This window comes from Actinocorallia aurea (assembly GCF_054783995.1).
This window is the reverse complement of the sequence record NZ_BAAGPQ010000002.1, coordinates 1,173,731-1,189,152: the sequence shown is the minus strand read 5'-3', so window position 1 is coordinate 1,189,152 and position 15,422 is coordinate 1,173,731. Positions and strand designations below refer to the sequence as shown.

Genomic DNA, 15,422 nt, shown 5'->3' with positions numbered 1-15,422 from the left:
AAGGCCGTCGGCGCAGGGGGGCGCCGGCGGCCTTCCGCCGTGCCCGGGGTGTTCACGCGGCTGTCAGCGCCGTCGGAGGTGGGATCAGGGGGTCGTGGCGTAGACAGTGAGCCAGATGGAGCGGGCGAGGGTGCGGGCGAGGGCGGGGTCGGAAGCGGGGGGCTCGGTACGGCAGTGCATGGAGATGGACCGCTCGACCATCCAGGTGAGGAGGGAGGCGGTGGTCGAAGGGTCTAGGTCGGAGGGGACGGCGCCGGACGCCTGGTCGGACTCCAGGCGGTGGCGGGTCAACTCGGTGAAGCGTTCCAGGCGGGCGTGGTAGAAGGCCGCGACGTCGGGGTCATAGGCGGAGACTTCGCTTAGCGCGAGGAGGACCCAGCGGTTGGCGCGGTACTCCTGGAGCATCCGGACCATCGCGGTCTCTACGCCCGCGGGGCCGTCGGAGTGGTCGCCGCGCCACCAGGTGATGGCGGCGTCGAACATGGCCTGGCCGCCCTGGGCGGCGAGGGCGATGAGCAGGCGGCTCTTGTCGGGGAAGTGCAGATAGAACGTCGAGCGGGCGACGCCCGCGGCCTCGGCGATGCGCTGGACGGGAAGTTCGGTGTACGGGGTCCCTTCGGCGACCAGCGCGTGGACCGCGGCGAGGACCCGGCGGGCCACCTCGTCGCGGCGCTCGCGGGCCGCGCGAGAACGCGTGGTGGAGGGCACGGACGCAGTGTAACCCCGGCTCGGGCACATCGTCGGACACTGTGTCGACGAAGTGTTGACAGTGTGGCCGAGTCGGCGGACACTCCGAGCGGCGCCCGTCCCTCCCCCCAATGGCGGGCGATCCGAGGAGGTGCCCGATGGGTTCCGCACGCCGCACGACGGCGACCCGCCTCACCGCCGCCGCGGCCGCAGTCCTGCTCGCCGCGCTCGTGCCCGGCCAGGCCGCGCCCGCGGCCGCCGCGCCCGAGATACCGATCACCGACATCAAGCGCTCCGACCTGTCGCTCGTGCCCGGCAAGCTCGCCGAGCCGTCAGACGACGGCCCGCACCCGGGTTCGAAGACGGAATGGTGGTACGCCCACGTCGTCGACCCCGCCACGCAGCGGACGTTCATCGCGATGCTGTTCACCGCGCCGGTGCCGACCGGGCTCATCTTCTGGTACCCGGAGAAGGGCCAGAAGACCGTCGTCCCGGCCCTGACGGCCAAGGTGACGGCCACGGACGGCCCCGTCGTGGACAGCAGCGCGGGCAGCCTCGTGTACGACGAGGCCGAGGGCATGTACCACCTGGTGTGGCACGGCGGCTTCGCCGAGGCCGACATCTGGTTCACCGACGCCGTCCCGGGCGTCACGGGCGGCCCGATCGAGTACGAGGGCGGCCAGACGATGTACTGGAGCTCCCCGGTCGCGACGAGCAAGGCACAGGGCTGGCTCAAGCCGCCCGGTACGAGCAAGCGCATCAGCGTGGACGGGTGGCGCGGCTACCACGACCACAACTGGGGCGACTTCAACGTCGTCGACCAGCGCTACAGCGGGTGGGAATGGGGTGTCTCCCACGAACCCGACGGCTCCGCGACGCTCCTCGGCGGTGTCGTGAAGGGCGACGGCACCTGGCAGGGGGTCGTCGGCCGGGCCACGCCGGAGAAGACCTACGGGTGCATGGCCACCCTGAAGCTGTCGGACTGGAAGACCAAGGGGCTGTTCTCCTACCCGGGCACCACGAACGCGTCGTGCCCGACGGCCCTGCTCGCCACCCCCGAGGGCCTGGTCGGCGAGCTCCCCGGAGTCGACGTCGACTTCCACGTGGTGGACCCGTTCATCCTCGACGTAGGGCTGCTCGCGCTACCGGAGTCGTTGGGACGCACCAGTCCGGGCTCTCTAGGGCTCATCGAGCACATCCGGACCCTTGCCGGGCGGGTGAACCCGTGACCGGCCCGACGCGAAGGCAAGTCCTCGCCTCCAGCGCCCTGGCTTTCGCTCCCGTTCCTCTTCGCGCGGCGCCCGGCAAGCGGGTCGCGGTCCTCGGGGGCGGGATGTCGGGCCTGGCGACCGCGCACGAACTCGTCGAGCGCGGCTTCGAAGTGACGGTCTACGAGCGCAAGGCCCTCGGCGGAAAGGCGCGCAGCATCCCCGTTCCCGGGACGGGCGCGGGAGGACGCGGGCCGCTTCCGGCCGAGCACGGGTTCCGCTTCTTCCCCGGGTTCTACCGGCACGTCACCGACACGATGCGGCGCATCCCCCTCGAAGGCGGCGGGAACGTCGCGGGGAACCTGGTGGGCGTCTCCGCCGGCCGTCTTTCGCGCAGCGGCGGCCGCGCCGACCTCGGCGTCCCGGACCTGAGCGGGCCGAACGGAGGGCTGGACCTCGCCTGGCTGCGCGAGACCCTGACGGGTCTCGTCCAGCAGATCGGCGCGCTCCCCGCGGCCGAGATCGCCTTCTTCGTCAACCGGTACCTGGTGTTCCTGACCAGTAGCGATGAGCGGCGGTTCGGCCAGTGGGAGGACGTCCCGTGGTGGGAGTTCGTGCGCGCAGAAGGCAAGTCCGCCGATTACCGGGCGATCGTCGCGAAGTTCCTGACGCGGGGGCTCGTCGCGGTGAAGGAGGAGGTGGCGAGCACCCGCACCGTGGGCAACATGGGCCAGGCCTTCTTCCTGTCCGCTGTCGGCCTGGGCAGGGACGGCGAAGACGCCGCGATCGCCCGGATGCTCAACGGGCCGACGAACGAGGCCTGGATCGACCCCTGGGTGGGGTTCCTCAAGGAGCGCGGCGTCAGGTTCGTCCTGGACCGGACGGCCGAGGGTTTCGACCTCGCGGGTGGCCGGATCACCTCCGCCAGGGCCGTCGACGGGACGGGCGGGCGGCACCGGATCGACGCCGACTGGTTCGTGTGCGCGGTGCCCCCGGACCGGGCGGTGCGCCTCTGGTCGCCGGAGCTGCTGCGGCTCGCGCCCTCGCTGGAGGGTGTCGGCAGGCTGAGGACCGACTGGATGAACGGGGTCCAGTTCTACCTGCGGGAGAGCCCGCGGGGCCTGGGCGAACTGCTCAGCTTCATGGACTCGCAGTGGCAGATCACCGCTGTGCTCCAGAGCAGCCTGTGGGACAGGGACTTCAAGGCCGACTACGGAGACGGCTCGGTAGCCGACTGCCTGTCTTTGGACGTCTCCGACTGGGACACCCCCGGCATCGTCTACGGCAAGCCCGCCAAACGCTGCTCTCCCGCGCAGATCATCGCCGAGTGCTGGGCGCAGATGAAGGCGCACCTGGAGGACACCGGCGCGTCCGTCCTGCCCGACGCGATCCTGCACTCCTGGTTCATCGACCCGGCGATCTCCTGGGACGCCGCGACCGGGCAGAACGCCAACGACGAACTCCTCACCGTCAACACGATCGGGAGCTGGCGCGACAGGCCCGAGGCCCGGGTCGGCGTGCCGAACCTCTTCCTGGCGGGCGACTACCTGCGCACCCACACCGACCTGGCCACGATGGAGTCGGCCAACGAATCGGCGCGCAGGGCCGTCGCGGCGCTCCTCGAAGAGGCCGGCTCCGCCGCGTCCGCGCCCACCCTCTGGCCCCTCTACCAGCCGCCCCAGCTCGACGGCCTGAAGCGCCTCGACGCCCGCCGCTTCTCCCGCGGTCTCCCGCACGTCCTCGACCTCTGACGCGCGCCGCTCCCCGCCTGGCGCGTCGGTCAGGCGAACCAGGCGGGGGAGGCTGTGTTGATCAGGGCGCGCAGGATGGGCGGGGTCTGGAAGGCCTCCTGGAGGTACCGGGCGAGGGTCTGGAGGGCGAAGGGGTCGTCGGAGAGCGCGACGAACATGGTCGGCTCCGACTCCAGGGCGATGAGGGGGGCGAGGTCGGGGGAGCGGGACTCCAAGGTCGAGCGGGCCACGCCGTTCCAGCCGGTGCCGTCGCCTTCGCGGTCGCACTCCTTGAAGACCTGCGCGGTCTCGGCCATGCAGTCGTCGCTGAGCATGAGGCAGTACGTGCCCGGCCGGTGGTCGTACTCGAAGAAGACGAAAGGCGCGTACGTGGAGCGATCGGTCACGGGGCCGACCTTATAGGAGGGGCCGGACACCGCTCAGGGACTCCTTCGGGCGTGATCGGCGGACTCTTGAACGGGCGGCCGCCGAACCCTACTCTCGGGTAATGATCGGGTCGGGGGGCCGGTCCGGCTCACCCACCCCCCAGGAGTCACCTATGGCACGTCGCCTTACCGCCGCTTTCGCGGCCATGCTCACCGCCGCCTCCCTTATCCCGTCCGCTCCGGCGTCGGCTGCGCCCGCGCAGCGGACGGTGAAGGTGCGCAGCTTCGACGGAGTCCGCATCACCACGCACTTCTTCCGCGCGCCGGGGCTGAAGAAGGGCGAGCGCCGCCCTGTGGTCCTTCTGGGCCATGGGTGGGCGGGCCGCGGAGAGACCGACCGCAAGGAAGGGCAGCTCGGCTACCTTCTGAAGGCCGGCTACAACGTCGTCACCTGGAACGCCCGAGGGTTCGGCTCCGAAGGCAGCGCGAACGTCGACGACCCGCGCGTCGAAGGCCGCGACATGAAGCGGCTCATCACCTGGATCGCCAAGCAGCCAGAGGTGCGCCTCGACAAGAAGGGCGACCCCAGGCTCGGCATGGCCGGCGGCTCGTACGGCGGCGCCATCCAGCTCGTGACGGCGGGCCTGGACGGGCGCGTGGACGCGATCGTTCCGAGCATCGCCTTCCACAGCCTCGTCGACACCCTGTACACGGACGGCATCTTCCGCGCCGGCTGGGGAACCCTGCTGTGCAGCGGAGGGTTCCTGAACGGGAACAAGCTCTCCTGGCAGGTCCAGAAGGGCTGCGTCACCGGACTGGCCAGCGGGAAGATCCCCGACGACGTCGAGCGCTGGTTCCGCGCGCACGGCCCCGCCCACCTCGTCGAGCGGATCGAGATCCCCACCCTCGTCCTCCAGGGCACCGTGGACACCCTGTTCACCCTCCGGGAGGGGATAGCGACCTACCGGGCCGTCAAGGGCAACGGGGCGCCCGCCAAGATGATCTGGTTCTGTGGCGGCCACGGCCGCTGCACCACCGACGACGGCCCTGACGACCACCTGGAGAACGCCACCCTCGCCTGGTTCGACAGGTACCTGAACGGCGACCGCGACACCGACACCGGGCCCGGCTTCGAATACATCGACCAGGACGGGGTCTACCGGGGCGCGTCGTCTTATCCCCTCGCTTCGGCGGGATCCCTGGACGCGCGCGGGTCGGGCTCCCTGGAGTTCTCCCGGGCCGACATCTACCCGTACCTGACGCGCAAGGAAGAGAAGTCGGAGAGCGGACTGCCGTTCCCGTCCTACGTCATGGCCGCCGAGCCCGCGGACAAAGCGGTGAACGTGCCCATCCCGGCTCCCTCCGGGGCCTCCCAGACCGTCGGCTCTCCTCGGCTCACCCTGCACTACCAGGGAAAGGCCAAGAAGACGGAGACCGCGCTGTTCGCGCAGATCGTCGACCGGAGGACCGGGAAGGTCGTGGGCAACCAGGCGACCCCGCTCCCCGTCGTGCTCGACGGGAAGCGGCGCTCGGTCACGCGGGACCTCGAAGCGATCGCGCACTCCCTGACGCCCGGCTCCGACCTGGTGCTCCAGATCGTGCCGATCACCGGGCTGTTCGACTGGCAGCGCTCGGCCGGGACCGTCGAGCTGGAGGCGAAGATCTCGGTGCCGCTCTCGGTACCGGGGGACCGCCTCTGAGACACCCGCAAGCCTGATGGCCCGCCTTCCCGGAGGAAGGCGGGCCATCAGTGCGTCTGACGGGAGGGCGTCACAGGCCCCAGAGTTCGGCGATCCTCATGTGCGGGGCAGCCTCCGCGTCCCGGCTCTGCCGCTCAAGGGTCCGGCCCAGCATGAGGTGCGCGTACGCCTCGGCGGGATCGAGTTCAAGGACGCGGCGCAGCTCTGCCTCCGCACGCCCCAGTTGGGCGGAATGGAAGTAGGCGCGCGCCAGCAGCAGCCTGGTCCCGGTCTGGGAGGGGAACTCCTCGACCAGGGGCTTCAGCAGGTCGATCGCCGTGCGGTAGTCCTTGGCCTCGAAGAGCAGGTTCGCCTGGTCCCAGCGCTCGGCCTCCGTCCCCGTACCGGGGAAAACGGGCACGATCCTCATCACGACTCCTCTCAGTGGGCCTTAACGAGGACGGCTCCCGGGATATTTCCCGGGCCGTGCGACGCCGTTCCGCGCGGCGCGGGCGCGTGATGGGATGGACGCATGGGCGTGGTGACGGCCGGCGGGCTGGTCCGGGACTTCGGCGGCGGGCGGCGGGTCGGTCCGGTGGACTTCGAGGTCGGCGAGGGGGAGCTCGTCGTGCTGCGCGGCGGCAACGGCTCAGGCAAGTCGACGGTTCTGCGGCTCGTGTGCGGTGAGGAACTCCCCGACGGAGGCGAGGTCGCGGTCTGGGGACGCGGCCCGCGCAGGTCCGAGCGGTGGTTCCGCGCCCGCGTCGGGGTTCTCGACGACGTCAGCGCCTTCCCCGACCTGACGGTCGCCGAGCACCTGATGCTCGTCGCGGTGGGCCACGGGCTGCGCGGCCGCGCCGCGGCGCGGGTCGCCTGGGCGCTGGACGCCTGCCGCCTCACCACCCACGCCGACGTCAGCCCCTACAAGCTCAGCCGGGGTCTGCGCCAGCTCCTCGGCATCGCCGCGGTCCTGATCCCCGAAGACACCCGCCTGCTCCTGCTGGACGAGCCGGAAAGGCACCTCGACGCCCGCGCCCGCGCCTGGCTGGTCGACGCCCTCACCGCCCGCCGCGCCTCCGGCACCGCCATCCTGGCCGCCACCCACAGCCCCGAACTCCTCGCCGCGGCCACCACCACGATCGACATGGACCCGGTACCATGACCCGCCGTCCAGCCCGCAGGCCCGGCCCGATCCAGGAGCCCGCCGCAGCGGCTCCGCCCGCGCGGCCCCTGCGCGGACGATTCGTGCGGTCCCGGCAGGGCCCTGGAGGTGCGTGCGCGGCCCGTGCGCGGACGCGTCGTGGCTCGGGCGGATTTTCGCCGGTTCCAGCGGTGAGGGGTGGGGCTTGGCTTCAGTGAGCGGGCGGGATGAGACGGCTGCGGTGCTCGGGCTGGTGCGGAGCGCGCGCAGGCGGGGGCGCCGGGACGGCGTCGGCTACCAGGTGTACGTGACGCTTCTCGTGGCGGGTGTGCTGGGGCCGACCGTGTGGGCGTCGGTTCGGGACGTGGTGGAGGGCGCGGGGAGCCCTGGGGCGGCCTCGGCGCTGGTGCCCTTCGCCCTCGCGGTCACGGCGCTGTCCGTCCTCTGGGGCTCGGTGCGCGAGGGCGTGCTGCGGGGGCCGGTCTCGGTGGACGCCGCGGTGATCGACTGGGTCCTGCCGTCGCCCGTCAGATGGGGGAGCGTGCTCGGGTCGGCGTTCGCCCGCGGGGCCGCCCTTCGCGCCGCCGCGGGCGCGGCGTTGTGCGTCGTCCTGCTCGTCGCCCTGTGGCGGACGGCCGCGCCGCTGCCCCCTTCGCCTGGCGTCACCATGGCGACCAGCGCGCTGGCGGGCGCGCTGCTCGGCGTGTTGAGCGCGGCCCTCAGGGCGTCGGGGCTCACCCGAGTGCGGCGCTCCTGGTACGCGGCGCTGCTCCTGCTCCTGGCCGGGGCCGCCGCCCTCGCCCGGGAAGGCGTGCCGGGAGCGGTGGCCGTGCTGTGGTCGGGGCCGTGGGGCTGGGCCGCCCACGCCTTCGCGCCGGGGTCCTCGGCCTGGGCGGCGCTCGCGGCCCTCGCCGTCGTGACGGCGGTCGCGCTCGTCCGCGCTGCGCGGCGCCTCACGTCGCCCGGCTTCGGCGAACTCCGGCGCGGTGCGGAGGTGACGGGCGGTCTCAAGGCAGGGCTGTGGCTGGTCGATCCCGGCTGGGCCGCGGGGAACGGGGAGGCGGCCCGCGCCGATTTCGCGGCCTCGGTCAGGGTTCCGCTGCCCGCCCGTCCGCTGCTCGCCCCGGCGTGGCGCGACCTCGTCACCCTGCTGCGCGACGGCGACAGGCTGCTGCGGGCCGCGGTCCTGACCGTGCTCGCGCTCCTGGCCGCCCAGGCGTCCGGTGCGTTGGCCCTCGCCGTGTCCTGCGGGCTGCTCTACCTCGCCGCGTCGTCGCTGACGGAAGGGGCGCGGTCCTGCGCGGCGGACCCCGGCCGCACCCGGTATCTCCCGCTGCGCCCGCAAGTGCTGGCGCTGGCCTTCGGCGTGACCCCGCTGGCCGTCACCGGGGCGCTGACCGCGGTCGCGGCGGCCGTTCTCGCGGGGCTCGGCGCGGATCCGGGCGGCCTGGCGCGCGTCGCCCTGCTCCTGCCCGCGGCGGTCGCGACGGCTCTGGCCGGCGCCTACCGCGGATTCCTTCCGCAGACCGCCATGACGGGCGTCGACACCCCCTTCGGGAGCAGCGTCCCTTTCCAGATCGCCCTCTGGCACGGCGCGGGTCCGGTCGCCCTCACGTTCGTCGCCCTCGTCTCGGCGTCCGGCGGCCTGGTCGGCGCGGCCTGGCTGGCGTCCTGCACCGCGGCCGCGGCGCTGTGGGCGGCCCGCCGGGGCGCGCGAGCCTTCACCGCCTGAATCCGGACCGCGCCGAAAGCGATTCCGCCGGCGGCGTGGGGCGGCGGAACGCGCCTCGGAGCAGGGGTGACGTGAGTTGTCCACAGGCGTGCGGACGGGTGTTGCGGGGTTCGGCATAGCATTTCGGCGTGGGCCCGGGGCGATCCCGGGGGGTGTGGGGGCGGAGGGGTCATGACGCGGGTTCTCGTGGTGGACGACGAGCCGCAGCTGGTGCGGGCGCTGCGGATCAATCTGCGGGCGCGGGGGTTCGAGGTGGCGACGGCGGAGGACGGGACGGGGGCGCTGCGGCTGGCGGGCACGTTCGAGCCGGATCTCGTGGTGCTGGATCTGGGGCTGCCGGATCTCGACGGCGTCGAGGTGATCCACGGCCTGCGCGGCTGGACCGACGTGCCGGTGATCGTGCTGTCGGGCAGGGCCGAGAGCCGCGACAAGGTCCACGCGCTGGAGGCGGGTGCCGACGACTACGTGACGAAGCCGTTCAACATCGAGGAGCTGATCGCGCGGATCCGCGCGGTGACGCGGCGGTCCGGGCCAGGGGAGGCGCCGGCGCGCGCCCGCATCGGCGACGTGGAGATAGATCTCGCGGGCAAGACCGCGACGGGGCCGGACGGGCCGGTGCGGCTCACCCCCACCGAGTGGCACCTGCTGGAGCTCCTGCTGCGCAATCCCGGCAAGCTGGTCACCCAGCAGCACCTGCTCAAGACGGTCTGGGGTCCCTCCTACCTCAAGGAGACCCACTACCTGCGCCAGTACATGGCCCAGCTGCGCCGCAAACTGGAACCAGACCCGGCCCACCCTCGCCATCTCCTCACCGAGCAGGGCATGGGCTACCGCTACCAGTCCTGATCCGTCCCCGGCTGGCGGGGAGGCCGCGGCCTATGATGCGGCTTCCGTGCCCGAACGAGGCTAACGACAGCCCGGGGCCGGGCGGGGAGGCCGAACGAGACCAACGGCCGCCCGGGGCGGTCAGAGGTCCCGGGCGGGGAGGACGCCCTGGGCCTGCTGGCTGGCGCGGGAGGCCGTCCAGAGGCGGGACCAGCGGGAGTCGAGGTAGCGGTCGATGCGGGAGGAGGGCGGTTTGGGGTTGCGGGGGAAGGAGTGGGAGCGGGAGAACTCCTTGGCGAGGCGGTCCGGGTCGAGGATGTGGGAGGCCCAGCGGGTGGCCTCGGCGGGGTCGCGGACGAGTTCCTCGTAGTCGAGGAAGGCGACGCGGTCGAGGGGGAGGCGGGCGGTGGCGCGCAGCATGCCGAAGACGCGGAGGCGGAGGTTCCAGCGGCCGAGGAAGGAGAGGAAGGCGGCGCCCGGGCGGGTGAGCTGGGCGCGGATGGCGAGCCGGACGATGAGGCTGCGGTCGGTGAGCGCCATGCCGTAGTCGGTGCTGCGGGCGCCGCGGGCGAGGGCGCGGTCGGCGCTGCCGCAGATCCCGGCGACGGGGCGGCGGGACAGGATGATCCTGGCGTCGGGGAAGCTCTCCAGCAGCAGCGCCTCGCGCCCGGTGTCGGAGGGGTTCTTCAGCACCGCGACCCCGGCGCGGTCCTCGATCTCGGTGGCGATCCGGCGCAGCAGGCCGGCGCCGCGCGGGTGGAAGCGGGAGGTGACGCGGGCGGAGACCTTCCGGTCGACCAGGAGCCAGCCGTACTCCTCGGGCGTGGCGTCCGTGACGGGCCGGGCGTCGACGCCCCGGTCGACGGGCACGGGCGCCTCGACGAGCGCGCGCAGCCGTGCGGCCATGCCGGGGGAGCCGTGCCGGATCAGGTCGCCGACGGTGAAGGGAGCGCCTCCGGTCGCCGCAGCCACCGCCTCGAGCAGTACCGTCGTGCCGCTGCGGTTGAACCCGCTGACGAAGATGATCATGTCGACCTCCGGATGTGTGGTGCGGGCACACGGAGAGTGCGCAAGGAGATCTCGCGTCATGATCATCAAATCTCGAATCACGAACAAGCGATAGCTACGTTAATGATAAATTTCGCACTATTACGACGCGGTTCGTTTGACAGGTTGTCGCCTTATGTCAAGCTTCCGTTTTGCGGACAGTCCGTATCACTCTGTGAGACGTGTATCGGGGCAGGCCCTCGTAGGCCGGTCCGCGTTCGGGGCCATCGCGTAATAGACCGTCATCTTCCCGTGCAGTTCCATCACCACGGCGCATTCCACGGGAAGGCCCCGCAGCCTATGCACGGGAGTGCCGACCGGGACGAACGGGGCGGTTCCGTCGGGGTAGGACGGCCGCTCAAGACCGCCCGCGCCCGTGGACGGCACGCTGCAGGTGATCTCGCCGAGAACCTCCGAGATCCGGCTCGCACCGACGGTCTCGAACGGCGCCCCGTCAGGACTCTGCGCCGAGTACCGCCGCCCGCCGAACCGCAGGAACGGCACCCAGTCGATGATCGCGTCGCCCTCGCCCGTCGGGCAGCCCCGCTCGTCGGTGTACGGCGGCCCGAGCGCCTCCGGCCACTGCGGGGGCCGCGGGACGAGATCGGTGCGAACGGCCCCCGCGAACCCCGCGGCGGCCGCCAGAGGCACCGCGACCGCCGCCGCGGCCCACCGCCACCGCGGCCTTCCGATCCGCGCTCTCGCGGTGGTCTCCGCCCCTTCGGGGACCCGCGTCCGCCGGTTCCACGCCGCCATGGCGATCACCTCCCACCCCTGGGACGGAATCGGGCTGTTCGGGCGTTGCAGAAGACGGGCGATCAGTCGTCACCACGAGGGACGGGTGTCCGTTTATCCTGGGCGGCGAGACAACATGGAGAGGAGGGCTGGTGTCCGTGGACTCGGACCCCGGTCATAGACGGGGGCGACCGAAGGCTCGGGAGGTGGGCCGGTGACGGTCGCGCTCGGTCTTCTCGCGGTCGTCCTGCTGACCGCAGCCACGGGGTACTTCGTGGCCCAGGAGTTCGCTTACGTCACCGCCGACAGGCTGGCCCTGCAAGAGGCCGCCGAAGAGGGTGACAAGAAGGCGGCGAGAGCCGTCAGGGTGCTGGAGCACCTGTCGTTCATGCTGTCGGGCGCCCAGCTCGGCATCACGGTGACCACGCTGGTCGTCGGATTCATCGCCAAGCCCGCGATCGCCGGGGTGATCGAGCCGCTGCTCGGCCCGCTCGGGGTGCCCGCGGCGATGGTCGCGGGGATCTCCCTCGGTCTGGCGTTCGTGCTCGCGATCGTGATCCAGATGGTGCTCGGCGAGCTCTTCCCCAAGAACCTCTCCCTCGCCAAGCCCGAGACGCTGGCGCGGTTCCTCGCGCCGTCGACGCTGGTGTACCTGAAGCTGGCCCGCCCGGTGATCGTGCTGTTCGACTCGGCGGCGAACCGGCTGCTGCGCGGCGTCGGCATCGAGCCCGTCGAGGAGCTGCACCACGGCGCGACGCTGGAGGAGCTGGGCCACATCATCGGCGAGTCGGAGAAGCATCTCGCGCACGACCATGTGGATCTACTGGAGCGGGCGCTGGTGTTCTCCGACCGGACCGCGAGCAACGCGATGGTCCCGCGCGTCGACGTCACGGTGATCGAGGCGTCGGCGACGATCGCGGAGATCAACGAGGTGATCGCCCGCCAGGGCCACACCCACTACCCGGTCGTCGGCGAACGCGTCGACGACATCGTCGGCGTGATCGGCCTGCCCGAGCTGATGCCGGTGGCGGACGGCGACCCGAGGCTCGCGGGCGATCTGGCCCGGCCGGCCGTGGTGGTGCCGACCTCGCTGGCGCTGCCCGCGGTCTTCGCCCAGATGCAGGCCCGCGGCGACGAGCTCGCCTGCGTGATCGACGAGTACGGCGGCTTCGCCGGGCTGATCACGCTGGAGGACGTCGCCGAGGAGCTCGTCGGCGAGATCTCCGACGAGGACGACGAGGACGAGCCGCTCGCCCGCGTGATCAACGGCTGGTGGCACACCGACGCGGGGCTGCGGATCGACGAGATCGCGCAGCTCACCGGGCTGCACCTGCCCGAGGGCGACTACGACACCGTGGCGGGCCTGCTCCAGCAGCGGCTCGGCCGGATCGCCGGCACGGGCGACCTGATCGAGGCCGACGGCCTGGTGATCGAGGTCATCTCGGTCGACCACCACGTCGCGGAGAAGATCAGGCTGCGGTCGGCGCCTGTGCAGGCCGCCGCCGAGCCGGTGCGGGAGGGCGCGCGATGAGCTTCACCACGGGCCTGATCCTCACCGTCCTGCTGCTGGCGGGCAACGGCTTCTTCGTCGCCGCGGAGTTCGCGCTGGTGGCGGCGAAGCGGCCCCGGCTGGAGCAGATGGCCGAGGGCGGCAGCCGGGCCGCGGCGCAGGCCGTCGCGGGCATCCGGGAGCTGTCGCTGATGCTGGCCGGTGCGCAGCTCGGGATCACGATCTGCTCGCTCGGTCTCGGCGTGGTCTCCGAGCCGGTGATCGCCTCGGTGCTGAACCCGCTGTTCCACGAGGCGGGCCTGGCCGACGCGGTCTCGCACGCGATCTCGTTCGTGATCGCGCTGGCACTGGTGACGTTCCTGCACATGGTCGTCGGGGAGATGGCGCCGAAGTCGTGGGCGATCGCCCGGCCGGAGCGCTCGGCGCTGCTGCTCGCGGTGCCGTTCCGCGGTTTCGCGGCGCTGTTCCGGCCGCTGCTGACCGTGCTGAACCGGCTGACGAACGGGCTGCTGCGGCTGGTCCGGGTGGAGCCCCGCGATCAGCTGGAGGTGTCCCGGACCCCCGAGCAGATCAGGCATCTCGTCGAGGAGTCCCGTCGGCTCGGCCTCATCGAGGAGGCCGACCGCAGCCTTCTCAGCCGAGCCTTGGACGCCCCCCGGACGGGTCTGGGCGAGCTGGTGATCCCGCTGGCGGACGCGGTGGCGGTCCCGTCGCACGCCCTTCCGCCTGAGGTGATCGACGTGTCGACCCGCGCGGGCGTCACCCGGCTCCTGCTGCGCACCGCGGACGGCGAGGTGGCCGGGGTCGTCCACGCGCGGGAGGCGTACCTGGCCAGGGCGAAGGGCGAGTCGCCGGAGGCCGAGACGATGGCGCATCCGATCCCGGTGGTGCGCCACGACGTCACGGTGACGGACGCCGTCGCGGATCTGCGGCTGCACCGCAGCCAGCTCGCGCTGGTGCGGGACGAGTCGGGCGAGATCACCGGCATGATCAGCCTGGACGACCTGCTGACCAGGCTGCTCGCGCCGGCCTAGCCGTCAGGGCTTGCGGGCCGCCCCGCCGACCATGAACCCGGTGTCGGCGGCCCGCGCGGCCAGCGGGTTGTCCGGCCGCCAGCGCGGCAGGTGGACGAGGCCGGGCGCGACGGGTTCGAGCCCGTCGAAGTACCCGAGGACGTCCGCGGTGGTGCGGGCGCCGGGCTCCTCGGTCGACAGGACGGCCTGGTAGATCTCCACGATCGGTCCGGCGAGGTCGGGCCGTCCGTCGAAGACGACATGGGACAGGCCGAGGTGGCTGCCGGAAGGCATGGCCTCCATCAGCGCGCTGACGCCCTCGCGGGGGCCGTCGACTTCGGGGATGAACTGGAGGGTGCCGAGTGCGAGCACCCCGACGGGTTCGCCGTCTTCCAGGAGGCGGCCGACGGCCGGTTCGGCGAGCAGTTCCAGCGGCCGGACGACGGAGCCGTCCACGACCGCGGTGCCCGCCGCGCCGCCGAGCAGGGCGCGGGCGTGGGCGAGGACGACGAGGTCGTCGTTGACGTAGACGACGCGGGCCGACGGGTCGACCGCGTGGGCGATCTGGTGGGTGGCGTCGCGGGTGGGCAGCCCGGATCCCAGGTCGAGGAAGCGGCGCACGCCCGCGGCGAGCAGGTGGCGCACGAGGCGGCGCCGGAAGTCCTGCATCTCCTCGGCCATCGGTTTGATCTCGGGGGCGAGGGCGAGCAGCGCGTCGGCGGTTTCCCGGTCAACGGCGAAGTTGTCCTTACCGCCGAGGAAATAGTCGTTCATTCGGGCGATGTTCGCCGTCGCCCGATCGAGGTCACGTGCGGCCCGTTCCTCATCCACCGAGTCATCGGCCATTGCACATCCCCCGTTCTCCCCTGCGCAGGTTCGCAACTTATAACGAACCCTCCGACTCGCCGGGAACGTGGCCGGTTCGCGCCACATCCCCTTGACAACCGGAAAGTGCCGCGTCGTCGCTGGAGGCGGGCCCTGCCGGGCATGCGGTGAATGGTCCGCACCTGCCACTCCCGCAGTGCACGGCTTTTCTCATGGTCGGGTAAATCAGCGATCACGGCGGACGGCCTGGCACTAGGTTTCTGCGGGCATGCCATCCGACGGAGGGGGACGTTTTGTTCGGACATGTTGTGCGCGGGGCGGTCATTGCGGCTATGGCGGCGGGGGCCGTCGCCGGGGTGCAGGGGAGTGCTTCGGCGGCTCCGAAATCGTGCGTCATGGGCTCATGGACGATGGTGAAGCACGCCTTCCGCGCGAAGGGCGAGGGCTACGACTTCACCGGTTCGGGCGGCAAGGGGGTGCGGCTGACCATCGCCAAGAAGTCCCTGGCGTGGGACTTCCGGGGTTCACACCGGCTGGTGAGCAAGGGCACCCGGGGCACCGCGACGGTCGCGATGTGGAGCGCCTACTCCGGCCGGCTGACGGTCCCGGTGGGCATCAAGGGCGGCAAGAAGGGCCTGCTGAGGGCCGACGTGCGCAAGGCCTCCGGTGACGCGAGCGCCCGCACGGGCAAGGCCGGCTCGTCGAGGGCCGACGCGTCGTACCCGCTGGCCCCGAACTACCGCAAGGGCAAGCCCGAGACCATCGCCCTCGGTTCCGGCAGCTTCACCTGCTCCGGCAAGTCCCTCCACCTCGTCCTGGAGACGAAGTCCGCGACGGACGCCTCGCGCTTCGACACCTGGTTCCGCCGCTCCTGACCGGCGCGGACCACCCGACGGCCGCCCCG

General features: G+C 72.1%; 15 protein-coding genes. 9 read left to right on the top strand and 6 right to left on the bottom strand.

Features of this window, described 5'->3' with window-relative positions:
- Nucleotides 1-84: 84 nt before the first annotated feature.
- Nucleotides 85-708 (bottom strand): TetR/AcrR family transcriptional regulator, encoded by a 624-nt coding sequence (locus ACYVOM_RS05710; protein WP_460302145.1) that lies wholly within the window; start codon nt 706-708, stop codon nt 85-87.
- A 137-nt stretch (nt 709-845) separates the two neighbouring features.
- Here ACYVOM_RS05710 and ACYVOM_RS05705 point away from each other — a divergent pair, with 137 nt between their 5' ends.
- Nucleotides 846-1,916, top strand: a complete 1,071-nt coding sequence (locus ACYVOM_RS05705; RefSeq protein WP_460302144.1) for a hypothetical protein — start codon at nt 846-848, stop codon at nt 1,914-1,916.
- Nucleotides 1,913-3,646, top strand: coding sequence for a hydroxysqualene dehydroxylase (locus ACYVOM_RS05700; RefSeq protein WP_460302143.1), 1,734 nt, complete (start codon nt 1,913-1,915; stop codon nt 3,644-3,646). The genes ACYVOM_RS05705 and ACYVOM_RS05700 overlap by 4 nt, the downstream gene beginning before the upstream one ends.
- Before the next feature lie 29 nt (nt 3,647-3,675).
- Here ACYVOM_RS05700 and ACYVOM_RS05695 read toward each other — a convergent pair whose 3' ends face one another.
- Nucleotides 3,676-4,032 carry an Imm51 family immunity protein gene (locus ACYVOM_RS05695; RefSeq protein WP_460302142.1) on the bottom strand — a complete coding sequence of 119 codons (357 nt, stop codon included), beginning with the start codon at nt 4,030-4,032 and terminating at the stop codon, nt 3,676-3,678.
- 152 nt (nt 4,033-4,184) lie between these two features.
- On the opposite strand from ACYVOM_RS05695, the gene ACYVOM_RS05690 reads away from it, so the two are divergent.
- On the top strand, nt 4,185-5,711 hold the full coding sequence (locus ACYVOM_RS05690) for an alpha/beta hydrolase family protein (RefSeq protein WP_460302141.1): 1,527 nt from the start codon (nt 4,185-4,187) through the stop codon (nt 5,709-5,711).
- 70 nt (nt 5,712-5,781) lie between these two features.
- On the opposite strand, the gene ACYVOM_RS05685 is transcribed toward ACYVOM_RS05690, so the two are convergent.
- Nucleotides 5,782-6,120 carry a tetratricopeptide repeat protein gene (locus ACYVOM_RS05685; RefSeq protein ID WP_460302140.1) on the bottom strand — a complete coding sequence of 113 codons (339 nt, stop codon included), beginning with the start codon at nt 6,118-6,120 and terminating at the stop codon, nt 5,782-5,784.
- Nucleotides 6,121-6,222: 102 nt separating this feature from the next.
- Here ACYVOM_RS05685 and ACYVOM_RS05680 point away from each other — a divergent pair, with 102 nt between their 5' ends.
- The 3 genes from ACYVOM_RS05680 to ACYVOM_RS05670 all read left to right on the top strand — a co-directional run bounded on the left by ACYVOM_RS05680 (nt 6,223) and on the right by ACYVOM_RS05670 (nt 9,409).
- Nucleotides 6,223-6,852, top strand: coding sequence for an ABC transporter ATP-binding protein (locus ACYVOM_RS05680; protein WP_460302139.1), 630 nt, complete (start codon nt 6,223-6,225; stop codon nt 6,850-6,852).
- Nucleotides 6,853-7,045: 193 nt separating this feature from the next.
- Nucleotides 7,046-8,563: a DUF6297 family protein gene (locus tag ACYVOM_RS05675; RefSeq protein ID WP_460302359.1), complete on the top strand. Its 1,518-nt coding sequence runs from the start codon at nt 7,046-7,048 to the stop codon at nt 8,561-8,563.
- Between the two features lie 171 nt (nt 8,564-8,734).
- Entirely contained in the window at nt 8,735-9,409 is a 675-nt protein-coding gene (locus tag ACYVOM_RS05670) for a response regulator (RefSeq protein ID WP_460302138.1), read from the top strand.
- Between the two features lie 120 nt (nt 9,410-9,529).
- Here ACYVOM_RS05670 and ACYVOM_RS05665 read toward each other — a convergent pair whose 3' ends face one another.
- Complete coding sequence (locus tag ACYVOM_RS05665) at nt 9,530-10,417, bottom strand: sulfotransferase (protein ID WP_460302137.1); 888 nt, start codon at nt 10,415-10,417, stop codon at nt 9,530-9,532.
- Between the two features lie 186 nt (nt 10,418-10,603).
- Entirely contained in the window at nt 10,604-11,191 is a 588-nt protein-coding gene (locus ACYVOM_RS05660) for a hypothetical protein (RefSeq protein ID WP_460302136.1), read from the bottom strand.
- A 193-nt stretch (nt 11,192-11,384) separates the two neighbouring features.
- On the opposite strand from ACYVOM_RS05660, the gene ACYVOM_RS05655 reads away from it, so the two are divergent.
- Nucleotides 11,385-12,701, top strand: a complete 1,317-nt coding sequence (locus ACYVOM_RS05655) for a hemolysin family protein (RefSeq protein ID WP_460302135.1) — start codon at nt 11,385-11,387, stop codon at nt 12,699-12,701.
- A complete protein-coding gene (locus tag ACYVOM_RS05650) occupies nt 12,698-13,714 on the top strand; it encodes a hemolysin family protein (RefSeq protein ID WP_460302134.1) in 1,017 nt (338 codons plus the stop codon). The genes ACYVOM_RS05655 and ACYVOM_RS05650 overlap by 4 nt, the downstream gene beginning before the upstream one ends.
- Before the next feature lie 3 nt (nt 13,715-13,717).
- Here the strand turns inward: ACYVOM_RS05650 and ACYVOM_RS05645 are convergent, their stop codons facing one another.
- Nucleotides 13,718-14,539: an SAM-dependent methyltransferase gene (locus tag ACYVOM_RS05645; protein WP_460302133.1), complete on the bottom strand. Its 822-nt coding sequence runs from the start codon at nt 14,537-14,539 to the stop codon at nt 13,718-13,720.
- Nucleotides 14,540-14,913: 374 nt separating this feature from the next.
- Here ACYVOM_RS05645 and ACYVOM_RS05640 point away from each other — a divergent pair, with 374 nt between their 5' ends.
- On the top strand, nt 14,914-15,393 hold the full coding sequence (locus tag ACYVOM_RS05640; protein ID WP_460302132.1) for a hypothetical protein: 480 nt from the start codon (nt 14,914-14,916) through the stop codon (nt 15,391-15,393).
- Nucleotides 15,394-15,422 lie beyond the last annotated feature (29 nt).